Source organism: Sporofaciens sp. St.21A7 (assembly GCF_059728535.1).
Window position 1 is genome coordinate 246,028 of sequence record NZ_BAAGFN010000001.1, and the last position, 24,677, is coordinate 270,704.

21 protein-coding genes, 1 other RNA gene and 2 pseudogenes are annotated in these 24,677 nt (G+C 46.1%); 22 read left to right on the forward strand and 2 right to left on the reverse strand.

Annotated features, from left to right (window positions below; genetic code table 11):
• Positions 1 to 475 precede the first annotated feature (475 nt).
• The 7 genes and pseudogenes from AC6I3O_RS01265 to AC6I3O_RS01295 form a co-directional block, all read left to right on the forward strand.
• Positions 476 to 676, forward strand: a pseudogene (locus AC6I3O_RS01265) (hypothetical protein); the annotation flags it as partial.
• A gap of 10 nt (positions 677 to 686) precedes the next feature.
• A complete protein-coding gene (locus AC6I3O_RS01270) occupies positions 687 to 2,111 on the forward strand; it encodes a deoxyguanosinetriphosphate triphosphohydrolase (RefSeq protein WP_497849433.1) in 1,425 nt (474 codons plus the stop codon).
• Between the two features lie 68 nt (positions 2,112 to 2,179).
• On the forward strand, positions 2,180 to 3,628 hold the full coding sequence (locus AC6I3O_RS01275; protein ID WP_497849434.1) for a DUF6128 domain-containing protein: 1,449 nt from the start codon (positions 2,180 to 2,182) through the stop codon (positions 3,626 to 3,628).
• A 41-nt stretch (positions 3,629 to 3,669) separates the two neighbouring features.
• Positions 3,670 to 4,152 carry a tRNA adenosine(34) deaminase TadA gene (tadA, locus tag AC6I3O_RS01280; protein WP_497849435.1) on the forward strand — a complete coding sequence of 161 codons (483 nt, stop codon included), beginning with the start codon at positions 3,670 to 3,672 and terminating at the stop codon, positions 4,150 to 4,152.
• Between the two features lie 47 nt (positions 4,153 to 4,199).
• Positions 4,200 to 4,274: pseudogene (locus tag AC6I3O_RS01285) on the forward strand (protein adenylyltransferase Fic); the annotation flags it as partial.
• Positions 4,275 to 4,479: 205 nt separating this feature from the next.
• Positions 4,480 to 5,529, forward strand: a complete 1,050-nt coding sequence (locus AC6I3O_RS01290; RefSeq protein ID WP_497849436.1) for an AAA family ATPase — start codon at positions 4,480 to 4,482, stop codon at positions 5,527 to 5,529.
• Positions 5,522 to 7,792: a S8 family peptidase gene (locus AC6I3O_RS01295; RefSeq protein ID WP_497849437.1), complete on the forward strand. Its 2,271-nt coding sequence runs from the start codon at positions 5,522 to 5,524 to the stop codon at positions 7,790 to 7,792. Before AC6I3O_RS01290 ends, AC6I3O_RS01295 begins: the two co-directional genes overlap by 8 nt.
• 471 nt (positions 7,793 to 8,263) lie before the next feature.
• On the opposite strand, the gene ffs is transcribed toward AC6I3O_RS01295, so the two are convergent.
• Positions 8,264 to 8,526, reverse strand: an RNA gene (ffs, locus tag AC6I3O_RS01300) — signal recognition particle sRNA large type.
• 216 nt (positions 8,527 to 8,742) lie between these two features.
• Between ffs and AC6I3O_RS01305 the strand changes: the two genes are divergently transcribed.
• The 14 genes from AC6I3O_RS01305 (at position 8,743) to AC6I3O_RS01370 (ending at position 23,175) form a co-directional block, all read left to right on the forward strand.
• Positions 8,743 to 10,506: a B12-binding domain-containing radical SAM protein gene (locus AC6I3O_RS01305; protein WP_497853398.1), complete on the forward strand. Its 1,764-nt coding sequence runs from the start codon at positions 8,743 to 8,745 to the stop codon at positions 10,504 to 10,506.
• 253 nt (positions 10,507 to 10,759) lie between these two features.
• Positions 10,760 to 11,641, forward strand: a complete 882-nt coding sequence (locus tag AC6I3O_RS01310) for an AIR synthase-related protein (RefSeq protein WP_497849438.1) — start codon at positions 10,760 to 10,762, stop codon at positions 11,639 to 11,641.
• A gap of 27 nt (positions 11,642 to 11,668) precedes the next feature.
• Positions 11,669 to 12,151, forward strand: coding sequence for an Lrp/AsnC family transcriptional regulator (locus AC6I3O_RS01315; RefSeq protein ID WP_497853399.1), 483 nt, complete (start codon positions 11,669 to 11,671; stop codon positions 12,149 to 12,151).
• Positions 12,151 to 13,320 (forward strand): aminotransferase class I/II-fold pyridoxal phosphate-dependent enzyme, encoded by a 1,170-nt coding sequence (locus tag AC6I3O_RS01320; protein WP_497849439.1) that lies wholly within the window; start codon positions 12,151 to 12,153, stop codon positions 13,318 to 13,320. Before AC6I3O_RS01315 ends, AC6I3O_RS01320 begins: the two co-directional genes overlap by 1 nt.
• An 86-nt stretch (positions 13,321 to 13,406) precedes the next feature.
• Positions 13,407 to 13,901 (forward strand): tRNA (cytidine(34)-2'-O)-methyltransferase, encoded by a 495-nt coding sequence (locus tag AC6I3O_RS01325; protein ID WP_497853400.1) that lies wholly within the window; start codon positions 13,407 to 13,409, stop codon positions 13,899 to 13,901.
• 192 nt (positions 13,902 to 14,093) lie between these two features.
• A complete protein-coding gene (locus tag AC6I3O_RS01330) occupies positions 14,094 to 14,402 on the forward strand; it encodes a hypothetical protein (protein ID WP_497849440.1) in 309 nt (102 codons plus the stop codon).
• Positions 14,403 to 14,452: 50 nt separating this feature from the next.
• Positions 14,453 to 16,474, forward strand: a complete 2,022-nt coding sequence (locus AC6I3O_RS01335) for a V-type ATP synthase subunit I (RefSeq protein WP_497849441.1) — start codon at positions 14,453 to 14,455, stop codon at positions 16,472 to 16,474.
• Positions 16,471 to 16,956: a V-type ATP synthase subunit K gene (locus AC6I3O_RS01340; protein WP_016225858.1), complete on the forward strand. Its 486-nt coding sequence runs from the start codon at positions 16,471 to 16,473 to the stop codon at positions 16,954 to 16,956. Before AC6I3O_RS01335 ends, AC6I3O_RS01340 begins: the two co-directional genes overlap by 4 nt.
• 182 nt (positions 16,957 to 17,138) lie before the next feature.
• Positions 17,139 to 17,732 carry a V-type ATP synthase subunit E gene (locus AC6I3O_RS01345; RefSeq protein ID WP_497849442.1) on the forward strand — a complete coding sequence of 198 codons (594 nt, stop codon included), beginning with the start codon at positions 17,139 to 17,141 and terminating at the stop codon, positions 17,730 to 17,732.
• A gap of 9 nt (positions 17,733 to 17,741) precedes the next feature.
• Positions 17,742 to 18,710, forward strand: a complete 969-nt coding sequence (locus AC6I3O_RS01350; RefSeq protein WP_497849443.1) for a V0D/AC39 family V-type ATPase subunit — start codon at positions 17,742 to 17,744, stop codon at positions 18,708 to 18,710.
• Positions 18,703 to 19,023, forward strand: a complete 321-nt coding sequence (locus tag AC6I3O_RS01355) for a V-type ATP synthase subunit F (RefSeq protein ID WP_497849444.1) — start codon at positions 18,703 to 18,705, stop codon at positions 19,021 to 19,023. The genes AC6I3O_RS01350 and AC6I3O_RS01355 overlap by 8 nt, the downstream gene beginning before the upstream one ends.
• A gap of 124 nt (positions 19,024 to 19,147) precedes the next feature.
• On the forward strand, positions 19,148 to 20,917 hold the full coding sequence (locus AC6I3O_RS01360; RefSeq protein ID WP_497849445.1) for a V-type ATP synthase subunit A: 1,770 nt from the start codon (positions 19,148 to 19,150) through the stop codon (positions 20,915 to 20,917).
• A gap of 2 nt (positions 20,918 to 20,919) precedes the next feature.
• A complete protein-coding gene (locus AC6I3O_RS01365; RefSeq protein ID WP_497849446.1) occupies positions 20,920 to 22,293 on the forward strand; it encodes a V-type ATP synthase subunit B in 1,374 nt (457 codons plus the stop codon).
• Between the two features lie 222 nt (positions 22,294 to 22,515).
• Complete coding sequence (locus AC6I3O_RS01370; protein WP_491866115.1) at positions 22,516 to 23,175, forward strand: V-type ATP synthase subunit D; 660 nt, start codon at positions 22,516 to 22,518, stop codon at positions 23,173 to 23,175.
• A gap of 261 nt (positions 23,176 to 23,436) precedes the next feature.
• Here the strand turns inward: AC6I3O_RS01370 and AC6I3O_RS01375 are convergent, their stop codons facing one another.
• On the reverse strand, positions 23,437 to 24,033 hold the full coding sequence (locus tag AC6I3O_RS01375) for a VanZ family protein (RefSeq protein ID WP_497849447.1): 597 nt from the start codon (positions 24,031 to 24,033) through the stop codon (positions 23,437 to 23,439).
• 284 nt (positions 24,034 to 24,317) lie between these two features.
• Between AC6I3O_RS01375 and AC6I3O_RS01380 the strand changes: the two genes are divergently transcribed.
• The gene (locus AC6I3O_RS01380) at positions 24,318 to 24,674 is read left to right on the forward strand and encodes a hypothetical protein (RefSeq protein ID WP_497849448.1); all 357 of its coding nucleotides are present in this window, start codon (positions 24,318 to 24,320) and stop codon (positions 24,672 to 24,674) included.
• The last annotated feature ends 3 nt before the right edge of the window (positions 24,675 to 24,677 follow it).

The following is a 24,677-nucleotide window of genomic DNA, read 5'->3' on the forward strand; positions in this document are numbered from 1 at the left end:
AGAAAAGCCCCATGGCTGGAGGGCGTATCTAAAGCAGCGGTTCAAGAAACTTGGAAGAGAGCAGTCCCGGACAGAGAAGGAAACTGCTGATAGCGGAAGAGAACCAGGCGTTGGCGGGCAAGGCCAAAGAGAGTCACAGGATGGAGCGTTGAAGAACGGGTATCTGAAGGAAAATGATCCAGAAGGCGGCCAAATGGAAGGCGGCAGAATATACGGAGAAAGCTACTCCGGCGGTGAATATATAGAAGGCGGATATGAGAGAAGCCATTTTTCAGGAGAATTTTCAGTTGAATCCTATGGAGAAGACGGTCTGGAAAGTGAATATTCTGCAAGAGCGTATGTTGGCGGGTATTCGGAAAATGGATATTCAGAAAACCAATATTCAGGCGATAGATATGAGGAAGAATATCTAAATGTCGGTTATCCGGAGGAAATGGTTCAGGAAGAGGAGCTTCAGGAGGACGAGGAAGACAAAGGAGACATGAATCCATATACCGGAAAGGAATATGAAACCAACAGCGTGCGGATGCATCCGTCCCGGATTGGCTATGTGCAGGTTTACGACCGGGCGAACCATCAGTGGACAGACATGACAGAGTGGGCGTTCTTGGGATATCAGGAGCGCAAGAAACAGCTTTTAGGGAAGGATTACGACCCGCCAATCTATCTGGATTAGGAGAGATACCGTGAATTGGGAACAATTATTGTCAACAAAGAGAAAACGTAAGAACCGTAGGCATCGGGACGGGCAGAACGTAGATTTGCGAAGCGAATTTGAGAAGGACTACCACCGTATCATCGGCAGTGCGTCATTTCGGCGTTTGCAGGATAAGACGCAGGTGTTTCCGCTGGACCGCAGTGATTTTATAAGGACGCGGCTTACCCACTCCATGGAAGTGTCTTCTTTTGCAAAATCCTTGGGGCAGAATATAGGGGAAAATATTTTGGTGCATAAGAAAGATAATAGTTTCACCCCGCAGATGAAGGAGGATATCTGCAATATTCTGCAGTGTGCGGGATTGATTCATGATATCGGTAATCCGCCTTTCGGTCATTTTGGGGAGGACGCTATCCGGGATTGGTTCCGGAGGAATCTTCCTGTCATGGAGTATCATGGGAAAACTATTGACCATGTGCTTACGCCGCAGATGCGGGAGGATTTCTATCATTTTGAGGGAAATGCCCAGGCATTGCGGCTGGTCAGCAAGTTACATTTTCTTGTAGACGAAAATGGAATGAACCTTACTTATGCATTGCTTTCAACAATCATGAAGTACCCGGTGGCGTCTATTGGCATTGATGAATTTTCCGGTAATATTAAAGACAAGAAAATGGGATACTATTATGCTGACAAAGATATTTTTGAAGAAATATCGCGAGAGACCGGAACGAACGGGAAACGGCATCCGTTGACTTTTATTCTGGAAGCGGCGGACGATATTGCATACAAGACGGCGGATATTGAGGATGCATTTGTGAAGGGATTTTTAAGTTACCATAAGCTTTTAGAAGAGATGGTAAGGCTTGAGGAGGCATATCCCGGCGACGTCATGGCAGATTTTAGGCCGGCAGAGAAGCTTCGGGCGTTGTACCTTTCCGGAAAGGAGAAGCAGGTGGATGAGCCGGAAGAATATGCGGTCAAGAACTGGATTGTGAGAGTTCAAGGATTTTTGATTGGCAGCGCAACTTACGGGTTTACCAAGAATTATCAGGCAATCATGGAGGGGCGTTACGGGCAGGATTTGTTCTACCAGACATCCGCCGCGCCGCTTATGGATTTGTTGGGAAATCTGGCGTTTCGCGAGGTATTTACGTCGGATGCCATTTACCGGATGGAGGTGGCGGAAGGAGCGATGATTGACTTTTTGATGGATATGTTCATGAATGCGGTCGTAAAATATGACGATGAGATGCAGGAAATGGATTCTGTCAGCGAGCGTATGGTTTCATTTATTTCGAGCAATTATAAGAGGGCGTACCATTATCAGGCCAAGGGTAAGCCGGAGGTGGAGAGGCTGTATTTGAGGCTGCTTTTGGCGACGGATTACATTTGCGGAATGACGGATAGTTATGCGAAACGCTTATATCAGGAATTGAAAGCAATTTTATAAGGACAAGGTATTTTTTCCTATCCTGGGGAATAGATTGTGATAAAAAGACCAGGATTGGAAGTGATGGATTGAAGCGTTTTATTCGTTATCTGTATGAATATGAACAGGGAAAAAGACTGCGTAATGTGGGATTTGTTAAAGTAGAACAGAAGGATGAGGACTGCACTCTGAGTATTCATGGCAAAGGGCTGCATATGAAGGGAGAGCGCAAACTTGATTTGTATCTGTTCTTTGATGAGGACGGCGGGTGTGCGGGGATTTGGCAGGGAACGGTGGACAATGTGGCCCCGGCCATTAATTACCGGTTGTTTTATACGAAAGAGGACGTGATTGTGCCGGAGAATTTCCAGAAAATTAACGGGATTATTCTGGAGAGTGAGACAGGGCGGAAGTATGCGGCAGTATGGAATGATACGGTGATTGACGTGGGACGTATGCGGGTGTTGAGGCCGGATAACGTACAAAAGGAAGAGATGCCTGTGGAGGATGCCGTGCCGGAAGAGGGAATTTTGGTGGAGCATGCTTTGCCGCAGGAGGAGATGCAAGAGGAAGAACCTGCGCAGGGCGAAGGAATGCAGGGGCTTAATGAGTCTGAGCAAAGCGGCGAACCAGCGGGACAGGAAAATGCTGTACTTGGAAATGAGGTTATGCCGGAGGAGACGGTCTCGGGAGGGATGTCAGCGCAGGAGGAATCAGAGCCGGGAGGGACGTCTGCAGAGGAAGAGCCAGAGCCGGAAGGGATGTCGGAACAGCAAATGAATCCGATGTTTGGAAGAAGACCGGCGCGTCAAATGAACCCCGTACGGGGAGAAAATTCTATGGGCCAAATGAGCCCTGTACCGGAAAGAAATCCTATGCGTCAGATGAACCCCATACAAGGAAGCAGTCCGGTGCAGAATATAGATTCAATGGGCGGAAATGCAATGCAAGGTCAGGGGAGGATGCAGGATGACATGGGCATGCGGGATATTCCGGCCATGCCAGAACATGCCATGCATGCGGGCGTACCTGTGGAGAAGACGCCTGTCAGAGAGGAGCCAATCGAACCAAGTGTAAGGGAATCAGGCGTAGAAGGGGCTGCTCAAGGAGGAGGCATGTTCCCGCAATCCGATGCAGATGTTGAATTTGGTCAGGAGATGACGGTAGAACCTATCGAGAACATTTGCGGGGATACAAGGGAGCCCATGCCCCAAGAACATTTCCGATGTACGAAGATTCAGCGAAATGACATGGCAAGACTGCCCAGATGCGAGTGGAAGTGGGCGAACAATAGTTTTCTCTTACATGGATACTATAATTACCATCATCTTGCTATCATTGATGACGGAGAAAGATACAGGCTCGGCGTGCCGGGAATCTATCACCCGCAGGAGGCAAAGGCGGCAAGCTCGTTTGGCTTTTCCGAGTTTATCCCACACAAGGATACGGATATGGATTTGACGGATGATGAGAAGAGCAGCCAGGAGCAATTTGGGTACTGGTGCAGGCCGATTAAGAGAATGTTGAGAACACAATAAGCGGCATTTCCGGCGAGACGCCGGTATGGATGGAGAACAGCATGCAGAAGGTTAATATTGATGAGAAGTACATGAAAGAGGCAATCCGGCAGGCAAAGAAAGCGTACGCAATCGGGGAGGTCCCGATTGGCTGTGTGATTGTGTATGAGGACAAAATCATAGGCCGGGGATATAACCGGCGGACAACAGATAAGAATACTTTAGCTCACGCAGAGCTGATTGCAATCCGAAAAGCGAGTAAGAAGATGGGAGACTGGCGGCTGGAGGGCTGTACGATGTATGTGACTTTGGAACCCTGTCAGATGTGTTCCGGCGCTATCGTTCAGTCCAGAATGTCGCGGGTCGTCGTGGGATGCATGAATCCTAAGGCGGGGTGTGCCGGTTCGATACTGAACCTGCTGCAGATGGAAGAGTTTAACCATCAGGCCGAGCTTGAGACAGGGGTATTGGGAGATGCATGCAGCCAGATGATGAAAACATTTTTTAAGGAATTAAGAGAATCAAAAAAGAATGGGGGCGGCTAAAAGGAGATAACTATGGCTCTTAAAAATGAAAAGCCAAAGCGGTGGAGCCTCAATCGACCTTTGATGAAATTGTTGAAAAATATGTGGGGATGTATATCGCCCACCCATTCAGAGATGGAAATGTAACACAGAGACACTTGCAGAAAACGGCGTAACAGCGGCAAACTGCTCTGTACATAAAATTTGCTAGAGAAAAACCAAAAGAGCATTTACAAGATTGTGTGTAAATGCTCTTTTGGTTTGTTAGTTATTGTCCCAGTATTGACAAAAGTGTCCCAAAGCGTTATGATTAGAGCATAGAGAAAAATGAGAAGGAGAGTACGTATCATGAAGAAAAAAAATGTGATAAGCTTAATAAAATATTATACGGAAAAGAATGATGCGGGCTTTCGAAATGAAGCTTATGAAATCGCTAAAGGATTTGATGCTTCTGGAGATTATCAGCTTTCAGAGTATATTATGTCCTTATTGTCCAATGTGAATACGTTTGTACCACAGATATCGGAGAATGCTTCTCCCTTTTTTGAAAAAATTGGTGGGAAGGAAGATATGCTGTTACTTCCGGATGTAATTACCAGTGATTTATTAGGCGTAGTAAATGCAATTGAACATCATATTGGAATTAATAAGTTTTTGTTTCAGGGGGCACCAGGAACAGGGAAGACGGAGGCAGTTAAGCAACTTGCACGAATATTGAATAGAGAAATTTTTATGGTAGACTTTTCAGCAGTGATTGATAGTAAGCTGGGACAGACACAAAAGAATTTATCCATGTTGTTCAAGGAAATAAATAGTTTCGTTCAACCGAATAAGGTAATTGTTATGTTTGATGAAATCGATGCTTTGGCTTTAGATCGAACGAATCAAAATGATCTGCGGGAAATGGGGCGGGCAACCTCTGCCCTGTTGAAAGAATTTGACCGGATGAATGAAAATGTAGTTTTAGTTGCTACAACTAATCTTTATAAATACTTTGATAAAGCATTAATTAGAAGATTTGATTCAATCATTGATTTTGATAGATATACTCAAGAAGATCTTCTTTCGATTGCAGAGAAGATGTTAGATCAATATCTTGATAAATTAAAACTGGCAAATAGAGATATCCGCTTATTCCGTAAAATAATGAAACTAATACCACATATACCGTATCCAGGGGAACTGAAAAATTTGATTAAAACGTCTGTTGCATTTAGCAATCCAAGTGATGGTATGGACTATTTTAGAAGGCTTTACTATGCAGTCTGCAATGAAAAACCAGGTGATTTAAAAAAACTTCAGAGCCAGAAATTTACAGTCAGAGAAATAGAAATATTGGTTGGGAGATCAAAAAGTAGTATTGCAAGAGATTTGAAAGAAGGTGTATTGAATGAATAACATTTTACAATTAAAAGGAAGATTTGAACAAAGACCTAATAGCTCCAAACCGGGATCGCCGAAACTTCCTAAGGGAAAAAGTGTGTATTCGTTACATCTTATTGAATTATCTGAGCAATTGAAAAGAATTTTGCAATACTGGAAAACAAATACAGATATTAGTGGAGCCTTGGTTAGCGTACACTATACACATATTGTTGCAAAGAGTAATAGATTGAAGATTTTGTTGTCTGAAAATAGTAAATCTCCTGCGGAATCTATTAGAGGAGCTAAGTTTATCTGGGAACCGGACGAGGACGGTAAAGAGATACAAAAACATATATTTACCCATTATGTTTCGCTTAAAGCGATTGAAAAAGCAATTGAAGTTTTGGGTGAAACAATATCTGTTATTGAAAAATATTTCAATGGTATTATTACTAGCGAAGAAACAGAAAAGATAGCAGAGACACCGGCGGATAGATTTAGTGAATTTTCTAAATCCAATTTTTTAAACGCTGTAGTGGATGGATTTTACGTTGAAAGTTTTGATATTGATCGAGCTACAGAAGATATAACAGAGGAGTCCATTATAACAATTTATCAGACCGGGATTGAAACGAAGAAATTGTTGTCAAAGTTTGGAATTCATATCGTTGATGAACGTATTATTGATGGCACTACATTAAGACTTAATCCGGATGAAGCGAAACTGCTATATAATCGTGCTTCGTATCTGATTGCGATGAGTGTCACTGATTTTTCTCAGCTTACGAGAGACGAGGTGTTGGAGGATAAGGCGGAGATCAGTAATGAAGAAAGCCTGATACCCCATCCGACCAACGAACCTGTAATAGGTGTTATTGATACACAATTTAATGAAAAGGTGTATTTTCATGAGTGGGTGGAATATAGAAATTTACTTGATCCGGATATTCCATTGACTGTAAAAGATTATGAGCATGGGACAGAAGTAAGTTATATCATTGTAGATGGTCCGCAAGGTAATCCGGCACTTGATGATGGGTGTGGCAGATTCCGAGTACGTCATTTTGGTGTTGCAACACATAGAGGTTTCAGTTCATTTACCATGTTAAAAATGATACGAAACATTGTTGCCTTAAACAGGGATATTAAAGTATGGAATTTATCATTGGGTTCCAAACTCGAAATCAAGCCTAATTTTATTTCTCCAGAGGCAGCAGAACTTGACCGCATACAAAGTGAGTATGACGTTATTTTTGTTGTTGCAGGGACAAATATTCCGGATGGTGAAACAAAAAAGGATATGAAAATTGGATCGCCAGCAGATTCACTGAATTCTCTGGTAGTCAATGCTGTAGACTTTAGAGGAAAATCAGCATCTTATACTAGAGTTGGTCCTGTATTATCTTTTTTTCATAAGCCTGATATCAGTTATTATGGCGGAGATGGTTCCAACTATAAGGATAAAATGGTTGTATGCCGTGATGATATGGGGGCAGCATATGTAAGCGGAACATCGTTTGCAGCGCCGTGGATTTCAAGAAAACTGGCATATTTAATTTACATTATGGGACTGAGTAGAGAAGTTGCGAAAGCATTATTGATTGATGCTGCTGCGGGATGGAATAGGAAAGATGATGTTTCACATAGTATCGGTTATGGAGTTGTTCCAAAACATATTAATGACATTATGAAATCATCGAATGATGAGATACGTTTTATTTTGACTGGTGCATCAGAGGAATATGAGACATATACATATAACCTGCCAGTACCGATTGTAGATAATGCACATCCATTTTATGCAAGAGCAACATTAGTATATTTTCCACAGTGTGCTCGTAATCAGGGTGTCGATTATACAAGCACTGAAATGGACATACACTTTGGTAGAGTTGTTGTCAAAAACAGAAAAGTTAAAATAAAACCAATAGATAATAACCAGCAATCTGAAGATAAATTTATTACTCTTTATGAAGAAGATGCAAGAAAAATGTATCGGAAATGGGATAATATCAAGCATATTAGTGAAGAGATTAAAGAAAGAAGAATACCAAGGAAAGCATATGATTCTGGTCTTTGGGGACTTAGGATTAATACTAAAGAACGCTTGCAGAGAAGAAAAGAACCACTTCAATTTGGAGTAGTTGTAACATTGAAGGAAATGAATGGTGTAAATCGTATTAATGATTTTATCAAGATGTGTATGGCGCGTGGCTGGCTGGTTTACCAATTGGATATGGAGAATCAGTTGGATGTATATGCGAAGGCAGAAGAAGATATAGTATTCGAGCAATAATGGAGAAAAGTGCATATGGAAATAAAAGGTGGTTAACTGCTCTTCAAAATGCTGAAGTATTGAATTCCAAAGCCCCCAAATGTCACAAAAGATGTCACAATAGAAGTAAAAATATTAGCATTGCTTAAAGAAAATGCTTCTATCACTACTACTGAAATGGCAAAATGATTGTTTGTTAACAAGCGCACAGTTCAGAGAGGTCTGGATGTATTGAAAGACAAGGGGATAATAGAGCGTAAAGATGGTAAACGATACGGCTATTGGATAATTTGTGAGTAGCCTTTATATTTCCATTATACCATTACCAGAAGGAAATGGAAGAAGTACACGAATATGGCTGGATTTGATTTTGAAAAAAGAGTTGAAGTTAGTTATCGATTGGAATCAGGTGGATAAGGAGACTACTTGCTTGCAATGGAAAAAGTCCGATAAAAGATACAGAGATTAAGATCATGCTTGATACAAGTTATTTTGTGCATTGCGCTTCGAACGCAGATTCCCAGACGTTACCTTAACAGTTAACTCAGCCCAGGCACCCTTACGGCACCCGGAAGGTTCTGCTTAGTGCTGCTTCGTTCCCGACCTGACACGATTCACAGATTCCCGTCGCGTAAGACCCAAGCCTCATCGCCACTTATCAAGGGCAGCTCTACAAACCTGTGCCCTCTGCGCAATATCACCCCTGCTATAGCGGATTGCAGGTACAAGGTACCGCTAGCACCCCGGCTGCACAGTAACTAATTTTACTGTATCTTCTGGGAAATGTCAACGGGGTGAGGAGTAGTTTTTGTTTTTCTATGTTTTTTAGCCAACTTTCTGCTAAACGTAATGCCTTTTCAATAGCCTGTTGTGCATGGTATGCGATTCCTTTTGTTGCGATTTTCCATTTTGTTCATTATAATTGAAATAGAAGATAGTGAGGAGAAACCTGTCCAATGAGAAGAAAAAGTATGAAGATTTTGCTTGTGGCGATAAACGCCAAATATATACATTCCAATCTGGCGATATATAGTCTGAAAGCCTATGCAGAAAAGTGGCTTGAAACATATTCTGGTCTAACCTCCGGGCAGGACGCGGAGATTAAACTGACAGAATATACCATTAACCAGCCGATTTCAGATATCCTAATGGATATTTACAGGAAGAAACCGGACATTCTCTGCTTTTCCTGCTATATCTGGAACATGGAGCATACCGAAGCCCTGGTCAAAGAAATCGCAAAATTGTGCCCCCATATGCCAATCTGGTTAGGCGGGCCGGAGGTATCCTATGATGCTGTTGAAGTTTTAGGACGTCTGCCGCAAGTGAAAGGAATCATGAAGGGAGAGGGCGAGGAGACATTTGCCAAACTGTGCCAAATATATGCCCTCCAAGGACATCCTGTAATAGATGACAGCTGTCTTCGGGAAGTTCAAGGCATTTCATACAGGGATATGAAATGTGGAATACAAGACAACCCATGGCGTCAGGCAATCGAGCTTGGCACAGTTCCCTTTGTTTACCAGAACATGGAAACATTCCAGAATAAAATCATTTACTATGAGAGCAGCAGAGGATGTCCATTTTCATGCAGTTATTGCCTGTCTTCGGTAGATAAACACCTTAGATTCCGCGATATTAACCTGGTCAAACAAGAATTACAATTTTTTTTGGACCAGGGCGTATCGCAGGTAAAATTTGTGGACAGGACGTTCAACTGTAAGCATGACCATGCAATCGAAATCTGGCGTTATATTGCGGAACATGACAATGGGATTACGAATTTTCATTTCGAGGTAGCCGCAGATATTTTCAATGATGAGGAAATGGCTCTCTTAGCCGCAATGCGCCCGGGGCTTGTCCAACTGGAAATCGGGATACAGTCCACGAACCCGGATACAATCCGGGCAATCCAAAGAACAATGGATTTTGCCAAAGTCAGGAATGCCGTGGAGAAAATCCGGATAGGCGGCAATATCCACCAGCATTTGGATTTGATTGCAGGGCTTCCCTTTGAGGGCATCGACAGCTTTGCAAAATCATTTGACGATGTATACAGCCTGAAACCGGAACAGCTTCAGCTGGGATTTCTAAAGGTACTGAAAGGCTCCGGCATGGAGAGGCAGAAAGATGCATACGGGCTGGTATACCAGAGCCGCCCGCCCTATGAGGTATTGTATACCAGATGGCTTTCCTATGAGGATGTGATACGGTTGAAAGGAATCGAAGAGATGGTGGAAGTCTACTATAACAGCAGGCAGTTCGTCCATACGTTGGAAGAGCTGGGATGGAAATACCCGTCCGCCTTCACGATGTATGACAAGCTGAATCGGTTTTATGAGGCATACGGTTACGGCGGGATTAAGCATAAGCGCTGTACGAGGTATGAGATTCTTCTGCAATACATAGGAGAAGAGCATCCGCAAGAACAGGAATATTTCCGGGAATTATTGACATATGATTACTATTTGCGTGAAAATGCAAAGACACGTCCAGAATTTGCGGGAGAGTATAAGATTTCTAAGGAAGACGTAAGGGCATTTTATGAAAAGGAAGAGACGGAACGAAAATATCTTCCGGCATATGGGGCGTATGACAGAAACCAGATGCGAAAGATGTCGCATTTGGAATATTTTGAGTTAATGGGAAAATGTGTGCTGTTTGATTATAAAGAACGGAATGTGCTGAGCCAGGATGCCAGGACTTGCGAAATTTTATACGCCTTTTCTTTGTAAGGTATACATTTCGTAACCCTTTGAAATATCTTGCAAAAGTCCCATAAAGAGTATAGAATATATAAAATGCCGAAAAATTAGAAAAAGAAGGTAAGAATATGAATTTTAATGATAAGAAGACAAAAAGAATCATAGCGATTGTAATTATGGTGGTAATCGTCGCCATGATTGCAACTACAATAATACCGTATTTAATGGGATAATCACTATAGGCCCTGAGATGGGGGATATTCTTGAAAATGGGGAGAAGGGCATGGAAGTAAGGACAGAAACGTGCAGGTTCGCAACTGGCAGCGGCATGTCATGGGGCTGGTCAAAAGACATAGGTATATACGCGTTAGCGGCGGCGGTCAATTCACTGGCGGCGGAAGGGATAGAGTGTGCTGGTGTGGAAGCGCAGATATTGTTTCCATCCCGCGCAGACCATTCCAATATATATGCTCTGGAAAAATCCTTCCGCAAAACCTGTTTGGAGCGGGGAATTGAGATGATTAGGACACAGGTCCAGAGCAATCCATTGGCTGCGCTGCCAGCCATTACGGTTTTGGCTTGTGGGACGGCGCATGGCGGGAGCATGCAACATTCCTGTATGGAGACAGCACATGCAGGCGACATGATTGTCCTTGTGAAATGGATTGGCATAGAAGGTATGCTGCGCATTGCCGATGAGAAGGGGGACGAGCTAAGGCAGCGGTTTGCCCCGGTTTTTATTCGGCAGATTCAGTCGAGGCACAGGGAATTATTTGCCGGAAAGGAAATTGAGATTGCAAGGCGCGCCGGCGTATCATCCGTCCGCCAGATTACCGAAGGCGGAATCCTTGCCGCGCTGTGGGACTTGGCGAAGGACACCGGCTTAGGGCTTGATTTGGACATGAAACGCATATCCGTCCTACAAGAAACCATTGAAGTCTGTGAACAGTACAGGATAAATCCCTATCAACTGACGTCGGCCGGAAGTTTCCTGATGGTCACTGCCGATGGAAAAGCGCTGACAGACGCATTGGGGGAGAACCAGATTCAGGGGTCAGTCATCGGGCGTCTCACAGCGGGAAATGACAAAATCATCCATAATGGCGAGGATGTGCGGTATCTTGACCGCCCCGCGCCAGATGAGATATATAAAATATTGATGTAGAAAACGGAGGTAAGCAAAATGGAAGAAATGAGAAAGCAGATATTAAAATATCTGGAAAAAAACAGCAGGGCAGACCTTGGGGAGCTGGCAGTCCTCCTTGATTCGGATGAAGTGTCAATCGCCAATGAGATAGCGCAGATGGAGAAAGAGAAGATTATCTGCGGATATCATACTTTAATCGACTGGGATAAAGCAGGCGAGGAGCGGGTTAACGCATTGATTGAGGTTAGCGTAAAACCCCAGCGGGACAAAGGATTTGACAAGACCGCAGAGAGAATCTGCAACTATCCAGAGGTAGCGGCAGTGTATCTCACATCTGGAGGATATGACTTGATTGTGACGGTAGAAGGTCGGACATTGATGGAAGTGTCTCGGTTCGTGTCAGGCAAGCTGTCCCCGATTGAGGATGTAATCAGTACCACCACACATTTTATATTGAAGAAATACAAAGACCATGGAACTTTGATGTTCCACAAAAATAAGTCAGAAAGGATGCCTGTGACACCATAATGAGAGAGCCATTATCTAAAAAAATCGTAGAAATCGAACCGTCAGGAATCCGCAAATTCTTCGACATGGTCAGTGAGATGCCGGACGCTATCTCTCTGGGGGTCGGGGAGCCGGATTTCGATACGCCTTGGAGGATACGGGAGGAAGGTATCTATTCCCTTGAGAGAGGGCGGACGTTCTATACATCCAATGCGGGACTGAAGGAATTAAAAGAAGAAATCAGCAAATATTTACAGCGGAAGATACAGGTCAGCTATGACCCGGCAAGCGAGATTATCGTGACGGTAGGCGGGAGCGAGGGCATCGACATCGCTCTTCGCGCCATGCTGGATCCGGGGGATGAAGTGCTGATTCCCCAGCCCTGCTATGTCTCCTACCTGCCTTGTACGACACTGGCAAATGGAGTCCCGGTGGTCGTTTCGCTGAAACAGGAAAATGAATTTAAACTGACGGCAGAGGAACTTGAGGCGGCGATTACGCCTAAGACCAAGATTCTTGTCCTGCCGTACCCCAACAATCCTACCGGGGCAATTATGACGAAGGAGGATTTAGAGCCGATTGCGGAGGTGGTGAAGAAGCATGATCTGTACGTACTGTCGGATGAGATTTATTCGGAGCTGACTTACAAATATGACCATGTGTCCATCGCTTCTCTGCCGGGAATGCGGGAGCGGACCTTGGTGATCAATGGATTTTCCAAGGGATTTGCCATGACAGGATGGCGGCTTGGGTATATCTGCGCCCAGAAACGGATCGCAGAGCAGATGCTCAAGATCCATCAGTTCGCAATCATGTGCGCGCCCACGAACAGTCAGTATGCGGCAATCGAAGGACTTAGGAACTGCGAGGATGAGGTACAGGAAATGCGGACTGCGTATAACCAGAGAAGGCGGTTCTTGCTCCATGAATTTAAGAAAATGAATCTGGACTGCTTCGAGCCGTTCGGAGCCTTCTACGTATTTCCATGCATTAAGGAATTTGGTATGACATCGGAAGAATTTGCCACAAGGCTTTTGGATGAGGAGAAGGTAGCCGCTGTGCCGGGGACGGCGTTCGGGGCGTGCGGGGAAGGATTTCTTCGGGTGTCTTACGCGTATTCTCTGGATGACTTGCGGGAAGCGATCGCCCGTCTCGGCAGGTTCGTTGAGCGGTTACGGTCGCAGGGATAGAGCGCACTAGACAGGAAAGTTGTAAGAAGCATATGGCAGATGATGCATTTGAAAATACATCTGCCGGGAAATATCCGGGAGGGATTATGCTGAATATCGTGTTGCATGAGCCGGAGATACCGGCGAATACAGGGAATATCGGAAGGACTTGTGTAGCCGCGAACGTGCGGCTGCACCTGATTGAACCGTTGGGATTTCGTTTGAACGAAAAGAACCTGAAACGTGCCGGGATGGACTACTGGGAGAAACTGGATGTGACGACTTACATTAATTATGAAGATTTTCTGGAACGCAATCCCAGGGCGAAAATCTATATGGCTACCACGAAGGCGCCAAAAATTTATACAGAAGTCCGTTATGAGCCGGACTGCTATATCATGTTCGGTAAGGAAAGCGCAGGAATACCGGAAGAAATTCTGGTGAATCATAAAGAGGACTGTATCCGCATACCCATGTTAGGGGACGTTCGTTCCCTGAACCTTGGCAATTCTGTGGCGGTCATACTGTACGAGGCGCTCAGGCAGAATGGATTTGCGGGCATGGAGCTTGCGGGAGAGCTTCATGAGCTGACATGGAACTGACAGTTAATTTGGCTAGTATTGTGAGAAAATAGATAAAAGATTTTTCTTTTATGGTCTATATATGGAAAAATGACCAGAAAAAGCCATAATATTGTGGACTTTTGGAAAATATTATATTATAATTTTTTATGATAATAATATTTAACTAGGGACAGTATGCCTGGTTAGCAATTAGGGAGAGGTGGTGAACAGATGGTAGAAGAAACCATTAGGACCATCAAGGAGACGGAGAATGAGGCAGAAGGAATCATAAAAAAAGCAGATGCGGCATGTACCGAGATCCTTGAGAAGGCTAAAGCCGAAGCTGCCGAGATGGTGGGTCGCGCCGAGGCAGAAGCAAAAGCGAAGGCGGCGGCGGACTTAGAAGCGGCGAAAGAAGCCGGGCGAAAGTCAGAGCAGGAAGCAATGGACAGCGTGGAGAAAGAGATTGCGACGCTTAGGAAAGATGCGCTGGCGAAAGAGTCTGAAGTGGTATCAGCAGTCATTGCAGAGCTGGTATAGTTTTCACAGCCAGACGCACAAGAGAATGATAGTAAAGGAGGGATGTGGCTATGGCTGTATTGCAGATGCAAAGAATTAGTATCTGCGCGCTGAAAAAAGACCGTAAGGCTATCTTAGAGAAGGTTCAGGCCATGGGCGTAATCGAGATGAATCAGATCGCCGAGGACGAAGACGGATTCGAGAAGATGGATACCCAGGGCGCCAGACAGAGCTTTGAGAAGCAGGCGCAGGCAGTCGAGCAGGCTTTGGCAGTGCTAGAAGCGTATGCACCCGAGAAGCGATCGATGTTCGCAAGCTTAGAAGGCAAGAAGCTCATCGACAAGAAGACGTTCGGCGAAGCGGCGGACGGCAAAGGCGAGACAATCTCGAAGGTCAACCGTCTGGTGGCATGTAACAAAGAGATAGCCGAGAACAAGGCGAATATTCTAAAATTGGAGAATCAGATTGAGTCGCTTCGTCCATGGCTTGCATTGGATGTGCCGATGAATTTTAAGGGTACGGACAAAGTATCAATGCTGTTAGGGACAATGCCGGGAGAGACAACGCTTGAGTTTGTATATGAACTGGTCGCAAAGCGTGAGCCTCAGGTAGAAGCTCTTGATGTAAAAATCATCAACAGCGATAAGGACGCGGCCTATCTGAGCGTTTTTTGTCTTAGGGAAGAAGAGACGAAGGTCGAAGATGCCTTGAGGTCAGGAGGTTTTGCCAGACCTTCGCAAGTGACAGGTAAGATTCCTTCCGTAAAGAAGGAAAAGCTTGAGGCAAAGATTAGAGAACTGAATAATGAGATCACAAAGATTGAAGAAGAGATCAAGGGATATTCTTCCGCAAGGGAAGAATTGAAGATTGTCGGAGATTATTTCCGTATGAGGGCTGACAAATACGAAGTCCTTGGAACTCTTCCGCAGTCACAGCGGACGTTCGTGCTCAGCGGATATGCCGCGGCAAAGGCGGTTCCGGCAGTGCAGAAAGCTATCGGAGAGTCTTTTGACTGTGTCATTGATGTGGAGGAACTGAAAGAGGATGAGGAACCGCCGGTAATCCTTGAGAACAATAAGTTTTCGGCAAGCGTGGAAGGCGTGCTTGGTTCTTACGGACTGCCCCACAAGGGAGAATTTGATCCGACGACGATTATGTCGTTCTTCTATGTGTTCTTCTTCGGGATGATGTTATCTGACGCCGCATACGGCGCAATCATAGCGATTGCATGCTTTGTGGTGTTGAAGAAGTTCCCGCGTATGGAAGCGGGGCTCAAGAAGTCGATGAGAATGTTCATGTACTGCGGCGTATCTACGCTGGTATGGGGAATCTTGTTCGGCGGATATTTTGGAAATGTTGTAGATATTGTGTCGGGAGTCTTCTTCGGCAAGACGGTCACTGTACCGGCTCTGTGGTTCATTCCACTGAATGACCCGATGCGCCTTCTGGTATATTCTCTTGCATTTGGAGTCGTCCACCTGTTCGTGGGACTTGGAATCAAGGGGTATATGGAACTGAAAGACGGCAAGGTGCTGGATTTCTTCTGCGACGTTGTACTGTGGTTTGCATTTCTGATCGGACTGCTCTTACTGCTGATTCCGTCAGATATTTTTGCGTCCATTGCACAGGCGAAGATCGTCTTCCCGCCGTTTTTGAATATGCTTGCGAAGGTATTGGCAATCGGCGGCGCGGTTGGGCTTTTGCTGATGTCCGGGCGTGAGAGCAAGAATCCGGCTCTTAGAATCGCTCTGGGAGCATATGACATTTACAATATTACAGGATGGCTCAGCGATGTGTTGTCTTACTCACGTCTGCTGGCGCTCGGTCTTGCTACGGGAGTTATCGCATCCGTAGTAAACCAGATGGGAAGTATGTTTGGTAAAGGAATCGTAGGTGTGATTGGGTTCATTGCCGTATTTATCGTTGGGCATGTGCTGAACTTAGCAATCAACCTGCTTGGTGCGTATGTACACACGAACCGTCTGCAATTCGTAGAGTTCTTCGGTAAATTCTATGAAGGCGGCGGAAAACCATTTGAACCATTCAAATCAGATACAAAATATGTAGATATTAAGGAGGAAACTTTATCATGAGTATTTGGAGTAATTTAGGACTTGTTTATGCGTTACTTGGCGCAGCAGTAGCAGTATTTCTCGCAGGAGCAGGCTCAGCAATCGGAGTAGGTATCGCAGGCCAGGCAGCAGCCGGAGTTGTAACGGAAGACCCAAGCAAATTCGCGAAGGTTCTGATCATGCAGCTTCTTCCTGGTACACAGGGTATCTATGGTCTGCTGGTTGGATTCATCACACTGTCTAAGGTTGGTCTTCTTGGCGGCGGCGCTGCTACTTTAGATCCGCAGACAGGGCTTCTGATTCTGGCAGCTTGTATGCCAATCGGTATCGTTGGATTGATTTCCGGTAAGTATCAGGGAATGACATCCGCTGCATCTATCGGCATTGTAGCTAAGAAACCAGATCAGTTCGGTAAAGCTATGCTGTTCCCGGCGATGGTTGAGACTTATGCAATCCTTGCTCTTCTGATTTCTATCCTGGCTGTAAACGCAGTACAGATTTAATATTAAGAAGAGAGTGATGTATCATGCAACTAGGGCTCGGGAAGACCTCGCCAAGTTGCAGGAATAAGGAGACATCTGCGCCGCTAGGTTCGGAAGGACCTCACCAAGCCGGCGAGATGTATCATGCAACTAGGGATCGAGAAGACCTCGCCAAGTTGCAAGTATAGGAGGAGCAGATAGCTATGGCTGGATTAGATAAGATGAAAAGTCAGATCCTGAATGAGGCAAGGGCGGCTGCCGATGCGAAGACGGCGAAAGCGAATGCCGAGGCAGAAGATATCCTCAGTCAGGCGAAGGCAGAGGCCGAGAAGCGGCGAAGCAGCATCTCCCAGAAGTCAGCAGCAGAAGTGTCTAATTATAAAGACCGTGTGGTATCATCCATTGATTTGCAGCGCAGGACGAAGATTCTCGGCGCAAAGCAGGAGATGATCGCATCGGTGCTTGACAAGGCGTATGAGACAGTGACAGGATATGGCGATAAAGAATATTTTGACATGATTCTGAAACTGCTCGGAAAGTATGCTCTGGCGCAGGAGGGAGAGATTTTCTTCTCGTCCGGGGACCTGAAAAGGATTCCGGCAGGATTTGACAAAGAAGTTGAGAAGAGTGCAAAGGCAAACGGCGGAAGCCTTAAAGTGTCTAAAGAAGGTAAGAATATTGAGAATGGTTTCGTCCTTGTCTATGGCGGTATTGAAGAGAACTGCACATTAAGGGCAATGTTTGATGCAAAGAGAGATGAATTGTCAGATAAGGTTCATCGTATGTTATTTTCGTAGGAGGCGCTGATGAGTGAACAATATACCTACGCGGTTGCGCGCATACGTGCTTTAGAGGTGTCTCTGTTCTCGAATGCTGTCATTGACCAGTTGATTGCATGCCAGGACTATGGGCAATGCCTGCAGTTCCTGGAGGAGCGCGGATGGGGCGACAGTGAGACTTCGGGAAATGCGGAGGCGATACTGACAAGAGAGGAAGAGAAGATTTGGGAGGTTGTCAAGGAGTTGTCTGTGGGAATGGATAACTTTGCGGTTCTTTCCTATCCGAAGCTTTTCCATAATCTGAAAGCCGCAATCAAGGAAGTGTGTACCAGTGACAACGGCCGTCATATCTTCTACGACGATGTAGAGATTTCCGGCAAAGAGATGGTGGAAATCATCGAAGAGAAGAACTTCGGGAAGCTTCCGGCGAGTATGCAGCATGCGGCGGAAGAAGCATATGAAGCGCTTCTTCACACCAGGGACGGGCAGTTGTGCGATGTGATTATCGACAAGGCAGCGCTTGATGCGGTCTATGAGGCCGGAAAAGCGTCGAAAGCGCCGATTATCCGCGATTATGCGGAGTCTACGGTGGCGGTGGCGGACATCAAGATTGCCGTACGTTCACAGAAAACCGCGAAATCAATGGAATTTATGAAGCGGGCGATGGCTGAATGCAGCAGCATCAGTGTGGATCAGTTATCCAAGGCGGCTCTTAGCGGCATGGATGCAATCCGGGAGTATCTGTCAGGAACCGCTTATGCAGAGGGAGCGGAGGCGCTTGCCGATTCTCCGTCAGCATTTGAGCGTTGGTGCGACAACCGCATCATCCAGACGATCAGCCCGCAGAAATATAATGCATTTACCATAGGACCGGTAGTGGCTTATGTAATTGCAAGACAGAATGAGATTAAAACGGTACGAATCATACTTTCCGGGAAATTAAACGATTTGCCCGATGATTCAATCCGGGAAAGGGTAAGGGAAATGTATGTATAGGATTGCAGTATTAGGCGACTATGACAGTATCTATGGCTTCGCGACACTGGGTCTTGACACATTCCCAGTAAGTACCCGGGAAGAAGCAGCAGAGAAGCTCGCAAGGCTTGCCTCCGGTAAATATGGGGTCATCTATATTACGGAGAAATGGGCGGCAGAGCTGAAACATGAGATTTCGAGATATCAGGAGCAGATTACTCCGGCAATCATCCAGATTCCGGGTATTGCAGGCAATACCGGAGCGGGAGTCGCAGGAGTCAAGAAGTCGGTAGAGATTGCCGTTGGCTCAGATATCGTATTTTCTCAGCAATAATATGAAACATCCGCGCCACTAGGCTCGAGAAGACCTCACCAAGTCGGCGGGATGTACTTTGCAACTAAGCTCGAAAAAACCTCGCTAAGTTGCAAAATGTAGAAAGGTAGGGTGATTCGTGCAAATGAGTAGTACAGGTACGATTAAAAAAGTAGCAGGACCGCTGGTCATCGCTTCCGGTATGCGTGATGCGAACATGTCTGACGTTGTACGTGTCAGCGAGCGGCGTCTGATTGGAGAGATCATCGAGATGCATGGGGATGAGGCGTCCATCCAGGTATACGAGGAGACGTCTGGTCTTGGACCAGGCGAGCCGGTAGAGTCTACGGGCGCGCCGATGTCCGTTGAATTAGGACCTGGTCTTATCACAAGCATTTATGACGGAATTCAGCGTCCTCTTGATGATATTATGAAGATTTCGGGAAATAACCTTCAGCGTGGTGTCGAGGTTGCTTCTCTGAAGAGAGATAAGAAATGGACTTTCGTTCCGGTGGCAAAGGTCGGAGACGAGGTAGAAGCAGGCGACGTCCTGGGTACGGTACAGGAGACGCAGGTAGTTGAGCAGAAAATCATGGTTCCTTACGGAGTGTCCGGTAAGGTAAAGGAGATTAAGTCCGGAGATTTCACTGTCGAAGAGGTGGTGGCAGTGGTAACGACCAAGGACGGCGACAAAGAGCTTACTATGATGCAGAGATGGCCGGTTCGTAAAGGACGTCCATATGTGAAGAAGCTTCCTCTGGATGCTCCGCTTGTAACAGGACAGAGAGTTGTAGACATGTTCTTCCCGATTGCAAAGGGCGGTGTTGCAGCCGTTCCGGGACCATTCGGAAGCGGTAAGACAGTTATCCAGCATCAGCTTGCAAAATGGGCTGAAGCTGACATCGTAGTATATATCGGCTGCGGCGAGCGTGGAAATGAGATGACGGACGTTCTGAACGAGTTCCCGGAACTGAAAGACCCTAAGACGGGTCGTTCCTTGATGGAGAGAACCGTTCTGATTGCCAATACCTCTGATATGCCTTTCGCGGCACGAGAGGCGTCCATTTACACAGGTATCACGATTGCAGAGTATTTCCGCGATATGGGATATTCCGTAGCGTTGATGGCAGACTCCACATCACGTTGGGCAGAGGCGCTCCGTGAGATGTCCGGACGTCTGGAAGAAATGCCTGGTGAGGAAGGTTATCCTGCATACCTTGGTTCCCGTCTGGCTGAGTTCTATGAGAGAGCCGGACGCGTGGTTTCCCTAGGTAAGGATGCAAGAGAAGGCGCGCTGTCTGTAATCGGCGCGGTATCTCCTCCGGGCGGCGATACTTCCGAGCCTGTATCTCAGGCGACCCTTCGTATCGTTAAGGTATTCTGGGGACTGGACGCGGCGTTGGCGTACAAGAGACATTTCCCGGCAATCAACTGGCTGACCAGTTACTCTCTGTATCTGGATAATATGCAGGGATGGTTCAATGGTTCGGTAGCTGAGGACTGGATGGAAGGCCGCCAGAAGATGATGAGCCTTCTGACAGAAGAAGCTGCGTTGGAAGAAATCGTGCAGATGGTTGGTATGGACGCATTGTCGCCTGGAGACCGTCTCAAGATGGAAGCGGCACGCTCTATCCGTGAGGACTTCCTGCATCAGAACTCCTTCCATGAGGTAGATACCTACACACCGCTTAGGAAGCAGTATTTGATGATGAAGCTGGTTCTTGCGTTCTACGAGCAGGCTACTGAGGCGCTTTCAAAGGGCGCATCCATGAAGGTTCTTCTTGGAATGGACGTAAGAGAGCGTATCGGCCGTTATAAATATACGACGGCAGAGAATATCGAGGCAGAATACGAGAAGATTATGAATGAATTAAGCGCAGAGGTTGCCGGTGCGTTTGGGAAGGAGGACTTCTAATTATGCCAAAAGAGTATAGAACCATACAGGAAGTTGCCGGACCGCTTATGATGGTAAAGGGCGTTGAAGGCGTCGCATTCGACGAACTTGGTGAGATTGAGCTTGCCAGCGGCGAGAAGCGTCGCTGTAAGGTATTGGAAGTAGACGGAGAGGACGTTGTTGTCCAGCTCTATGAGAATGCTGCCGGTATCAACTTGAGCAACAGTAAAGTACGTTTCCTTGGACGGAGCATGGAGCTTGGAGTTTCCGGCGATATGCTGGGACGTGTCTTCGATGGACTGGGACGTCCGATTGACGACGGTCCGGAGATTCTGCCTGAGGAAAGAAGAGATATCAACGGTCTGCCTATGAACCCGGCGGCTCGTGTATACCCTGAGGAGTTCATCCAGACAGGTGTTTCCGCTATTGACGGACTAAATACGTTGGTACGTGGGCAGAAGCTGCCTATTTTCTCCTGTTCCGGTCTGCCGCACTCACAGCTTGCGGCTCAGATTGCGAGACAGGCGAAGGTTCGCGGGACGGACGAGAATTTCGCCGTTGTGTTTGCGGCTATGGGTATTACTTTTGAGGAGTCCAATTACTTTATCGAGTCCTTTAAGGAGACAGGAGCCATTGACAGGACTGTCCTGTTCATCAACTTAGCAAATGACCCGGCGGTAGAGCGTATCTCTACTCCGCGTATGGCGCTGACCGCTGCAGAGTATCTTGCTTTTGAGAAGGATATGCACGTACTTGTTATCCTGACGGATATTACGAACTACGCGGACGCTCTTCGTGAGATTTCCGCGGCTAAAAAAGAGGTTCCCGGCCGTCGTGGATATCCTGGATATATGTACACTGACCTTGCGACCATGTATGAAAGAGCCGGACGTCAGAGAGGGAAGAACGGAAGTATCACCATGATTCCTATCTTGACCATGCCGGAAGACGATAAGACGCACCCGATTCCTGACCTTACCGGATACATCACAGAGGGACAGGTAATCTTGAGCCGTGAGCTGTACCGCAAGGGCCTGCAGCCGCCGATCGACGTACTGCCTTCTCTTTCACGTCTGAAAGATAAAGGTATCGGCGAGGGCAAGACAAGGGCAGACCATGCGAATACGATGAACCAGTTGTTTGCGGCTTACTCTCGTGGTAAGGACGCAAAAGAGCTTATGACCATCCTTGGCGAGGCGGCTCTTACCGAGATCGATCTGAAATATGCGGAATTTGCCGAGGCGTTCGAGAAAGAGTATGTGTCTCAGGGATATACGAACGACAGGTCTATCGAGGAAACGCTGTCAATCGGCTGGAAATTATTGTCCATGCTGCCAAGGGCAGAGCTGAAACGTATCGACGACAAGTTCTTAGATGAGTATTATGGTAAGCAGTAAGCCATGCGCATATATACGGAAGCAACCATGCAAGCATGCTTGCTAATGGGGGCTTACGTATATATGCATAGGGCGCAAGCCCTCAGCGAGATGGAGCAAAGCGGAATCGAGCTGGCATGGCGGGAACAACCATCATGCATAGGGCGTAAGCCCGTAGCGAGAAGAAGCGAAGCGGAATCGAGCTGGCATGGCGGGAATTTTGATATAAGGGGGACCTATTAAATGGCATCTAAACAGATAACTCCTACCCGTATGGAGCTGACGAAGACCAAGAGGAAACTCGTCACAGCCCGAAGAGGACATAAACTCTTGAAGGATAAACGTGATGAGCTGATGCGTCAGTTCCTGGATTTGGTCAAGGAGAACATGGCGCTTCGCCAGAAAGTAGAAGCCGGAATCCTCTCTGCAAATAAGAACTTTGTCATTGCCAAGGCCGGAATGGACGAGGCGACACTGAACACAGCACTTATGACACCGAAGCAGGAAGTCAATCTTGAGGTGGGACAGAAGAACGTCATGAGCGTTAATATTCCTGTCTTCGAGACAAAGACAAGGACTGCGGATGCGAACGACATCTATTCTTATGGTTTCGCATTTACATCCAGTGATTTGGATGGTGCCGTAAAATCTCTGGCAGATATCCTGCCGGATATGCTGAAACTTGCGGAGACAGAGAAAGCATGCCAGCTTATGGCGGCTGAGATCGAGAAGACCAGACGTCGTGTAAATGCGTTAGAGCATGTAACAATCCCGGAAGCTCAGGCAACGATCAAGTATATCACGATGAAGCTGGATGAGAACGAGAGAAGCTCACAGATTCGTCTGATGAAAGTAAAAGATATGATGCTGGAGGAAGCGCATCATTATAGTGAGAAAGAATAGTCTAAATGCTCTGGTTCCTTAGGGAATCGGGGCATTTTATCTTTTCCTGGAAAGGATGCATTTTAGAAGTCCGGCGGCTTCTTGCTCTAGTGTGCTGACCGATTTACATCTTTGTATTAATTCTTGAGTAATAAGCGCTCGCTATCCGCGCCATCTGCACGTCTGCTAACTTGGATGCAGCTCGCTGCATCGTCGTTGGCAGACGCACAGATGACACGAATATCGAGCGCTATTACTTCAAGATTAATGCACAGGATTCCCTTACATATTTGCCAACAGCAGCATCCCCAGAAACAAGAGTACAATCACTGTCCCCGCCGCCGCAAGACCATTGAAAATCTTAACCGCCTTTGCTCCTAGAAATGCAGAAAACATAGAAAATATACTAATCCCGATGATTCCGCCCAGTGTATTTCCGATTAGATCGGTGATATCACTTGCTCCAATGGCAAAAATGTACTGCAAAGTCTCGTACAGCAGGCTTACACAAAAAACAGGCAAGACTTTCCGCAAAAAATTTCCTCCTTTAAAGCTGAATGTGTCTGTCTGGCAAATCATAGAAACATAGAACCCAAATGGAATAAAAGCCGCGATATTCAGAAGAATCTCTGATATGTCTATTCTGCCATTCACCACCGCGGACTCTGCAAATGGGATGAAATTCACACTTCTAAGATTCATATGGCTAAGGAGCGAGACATCAAACTGCATCTTAAACAGTATAATCCATGTCAGGACCACCAGATATACGCTTAGCAGTCCCCATGTAAATTTCAATGATTCCATACGTTTCTCTGGCTTCGCATTCCCTCCGTCTCTGTATGCTTCCTTAATACTCCTGATTTCCACCATTTCCATTATAATTCACCTTCCTTATCTGACTCTCAGGCGTGATTCTTATTTTCCGTCCTGATGTATGCTTAGTATAAGCGATTTAAGTGACCCTGCCGTGACTATTTTATAACAATTCTGTCATTTTTCCGTCAAGCTTTTCTTATATCGCCATCATTCTCAAAAGGCCGATTGAAAGTTAGGCAAAACCGATAGGACTGCCTGAACGGTTTCTGATGAATGCGGAAATCGCACATATCTCCATTCTGCGCATATGATAGGGTATAATTTATCTTAGGAGTGGAGATTCCATGGACAATCGATTACCTTTTTATATGACCCATCCAATGCCGTTACTGTATGACGATGAAAAGATGATGAGACGGGACTTGGAATATATGAAGAGCATTTACCCGAGAGCCGCAAAACGGCTGCTTCCTTATGTGGAGGAGGAATGTGACCGGATGGAATACGACGGAAGTATGATGTATGATGAATTTCCGGATCAGCTGCAGCTGCGGATGATGTGCAGGAGAATCTATGACCGGATGGCGGAGGAGGAAGAAGAGACGGGAGACTGGCTGATGGAGCTGATTCAGGTAATGACTTACCATGAACTGTGCCAGAGAAGATGCGAGTACAGAAATTGCAGGAGAAGATTTTTCTGATTT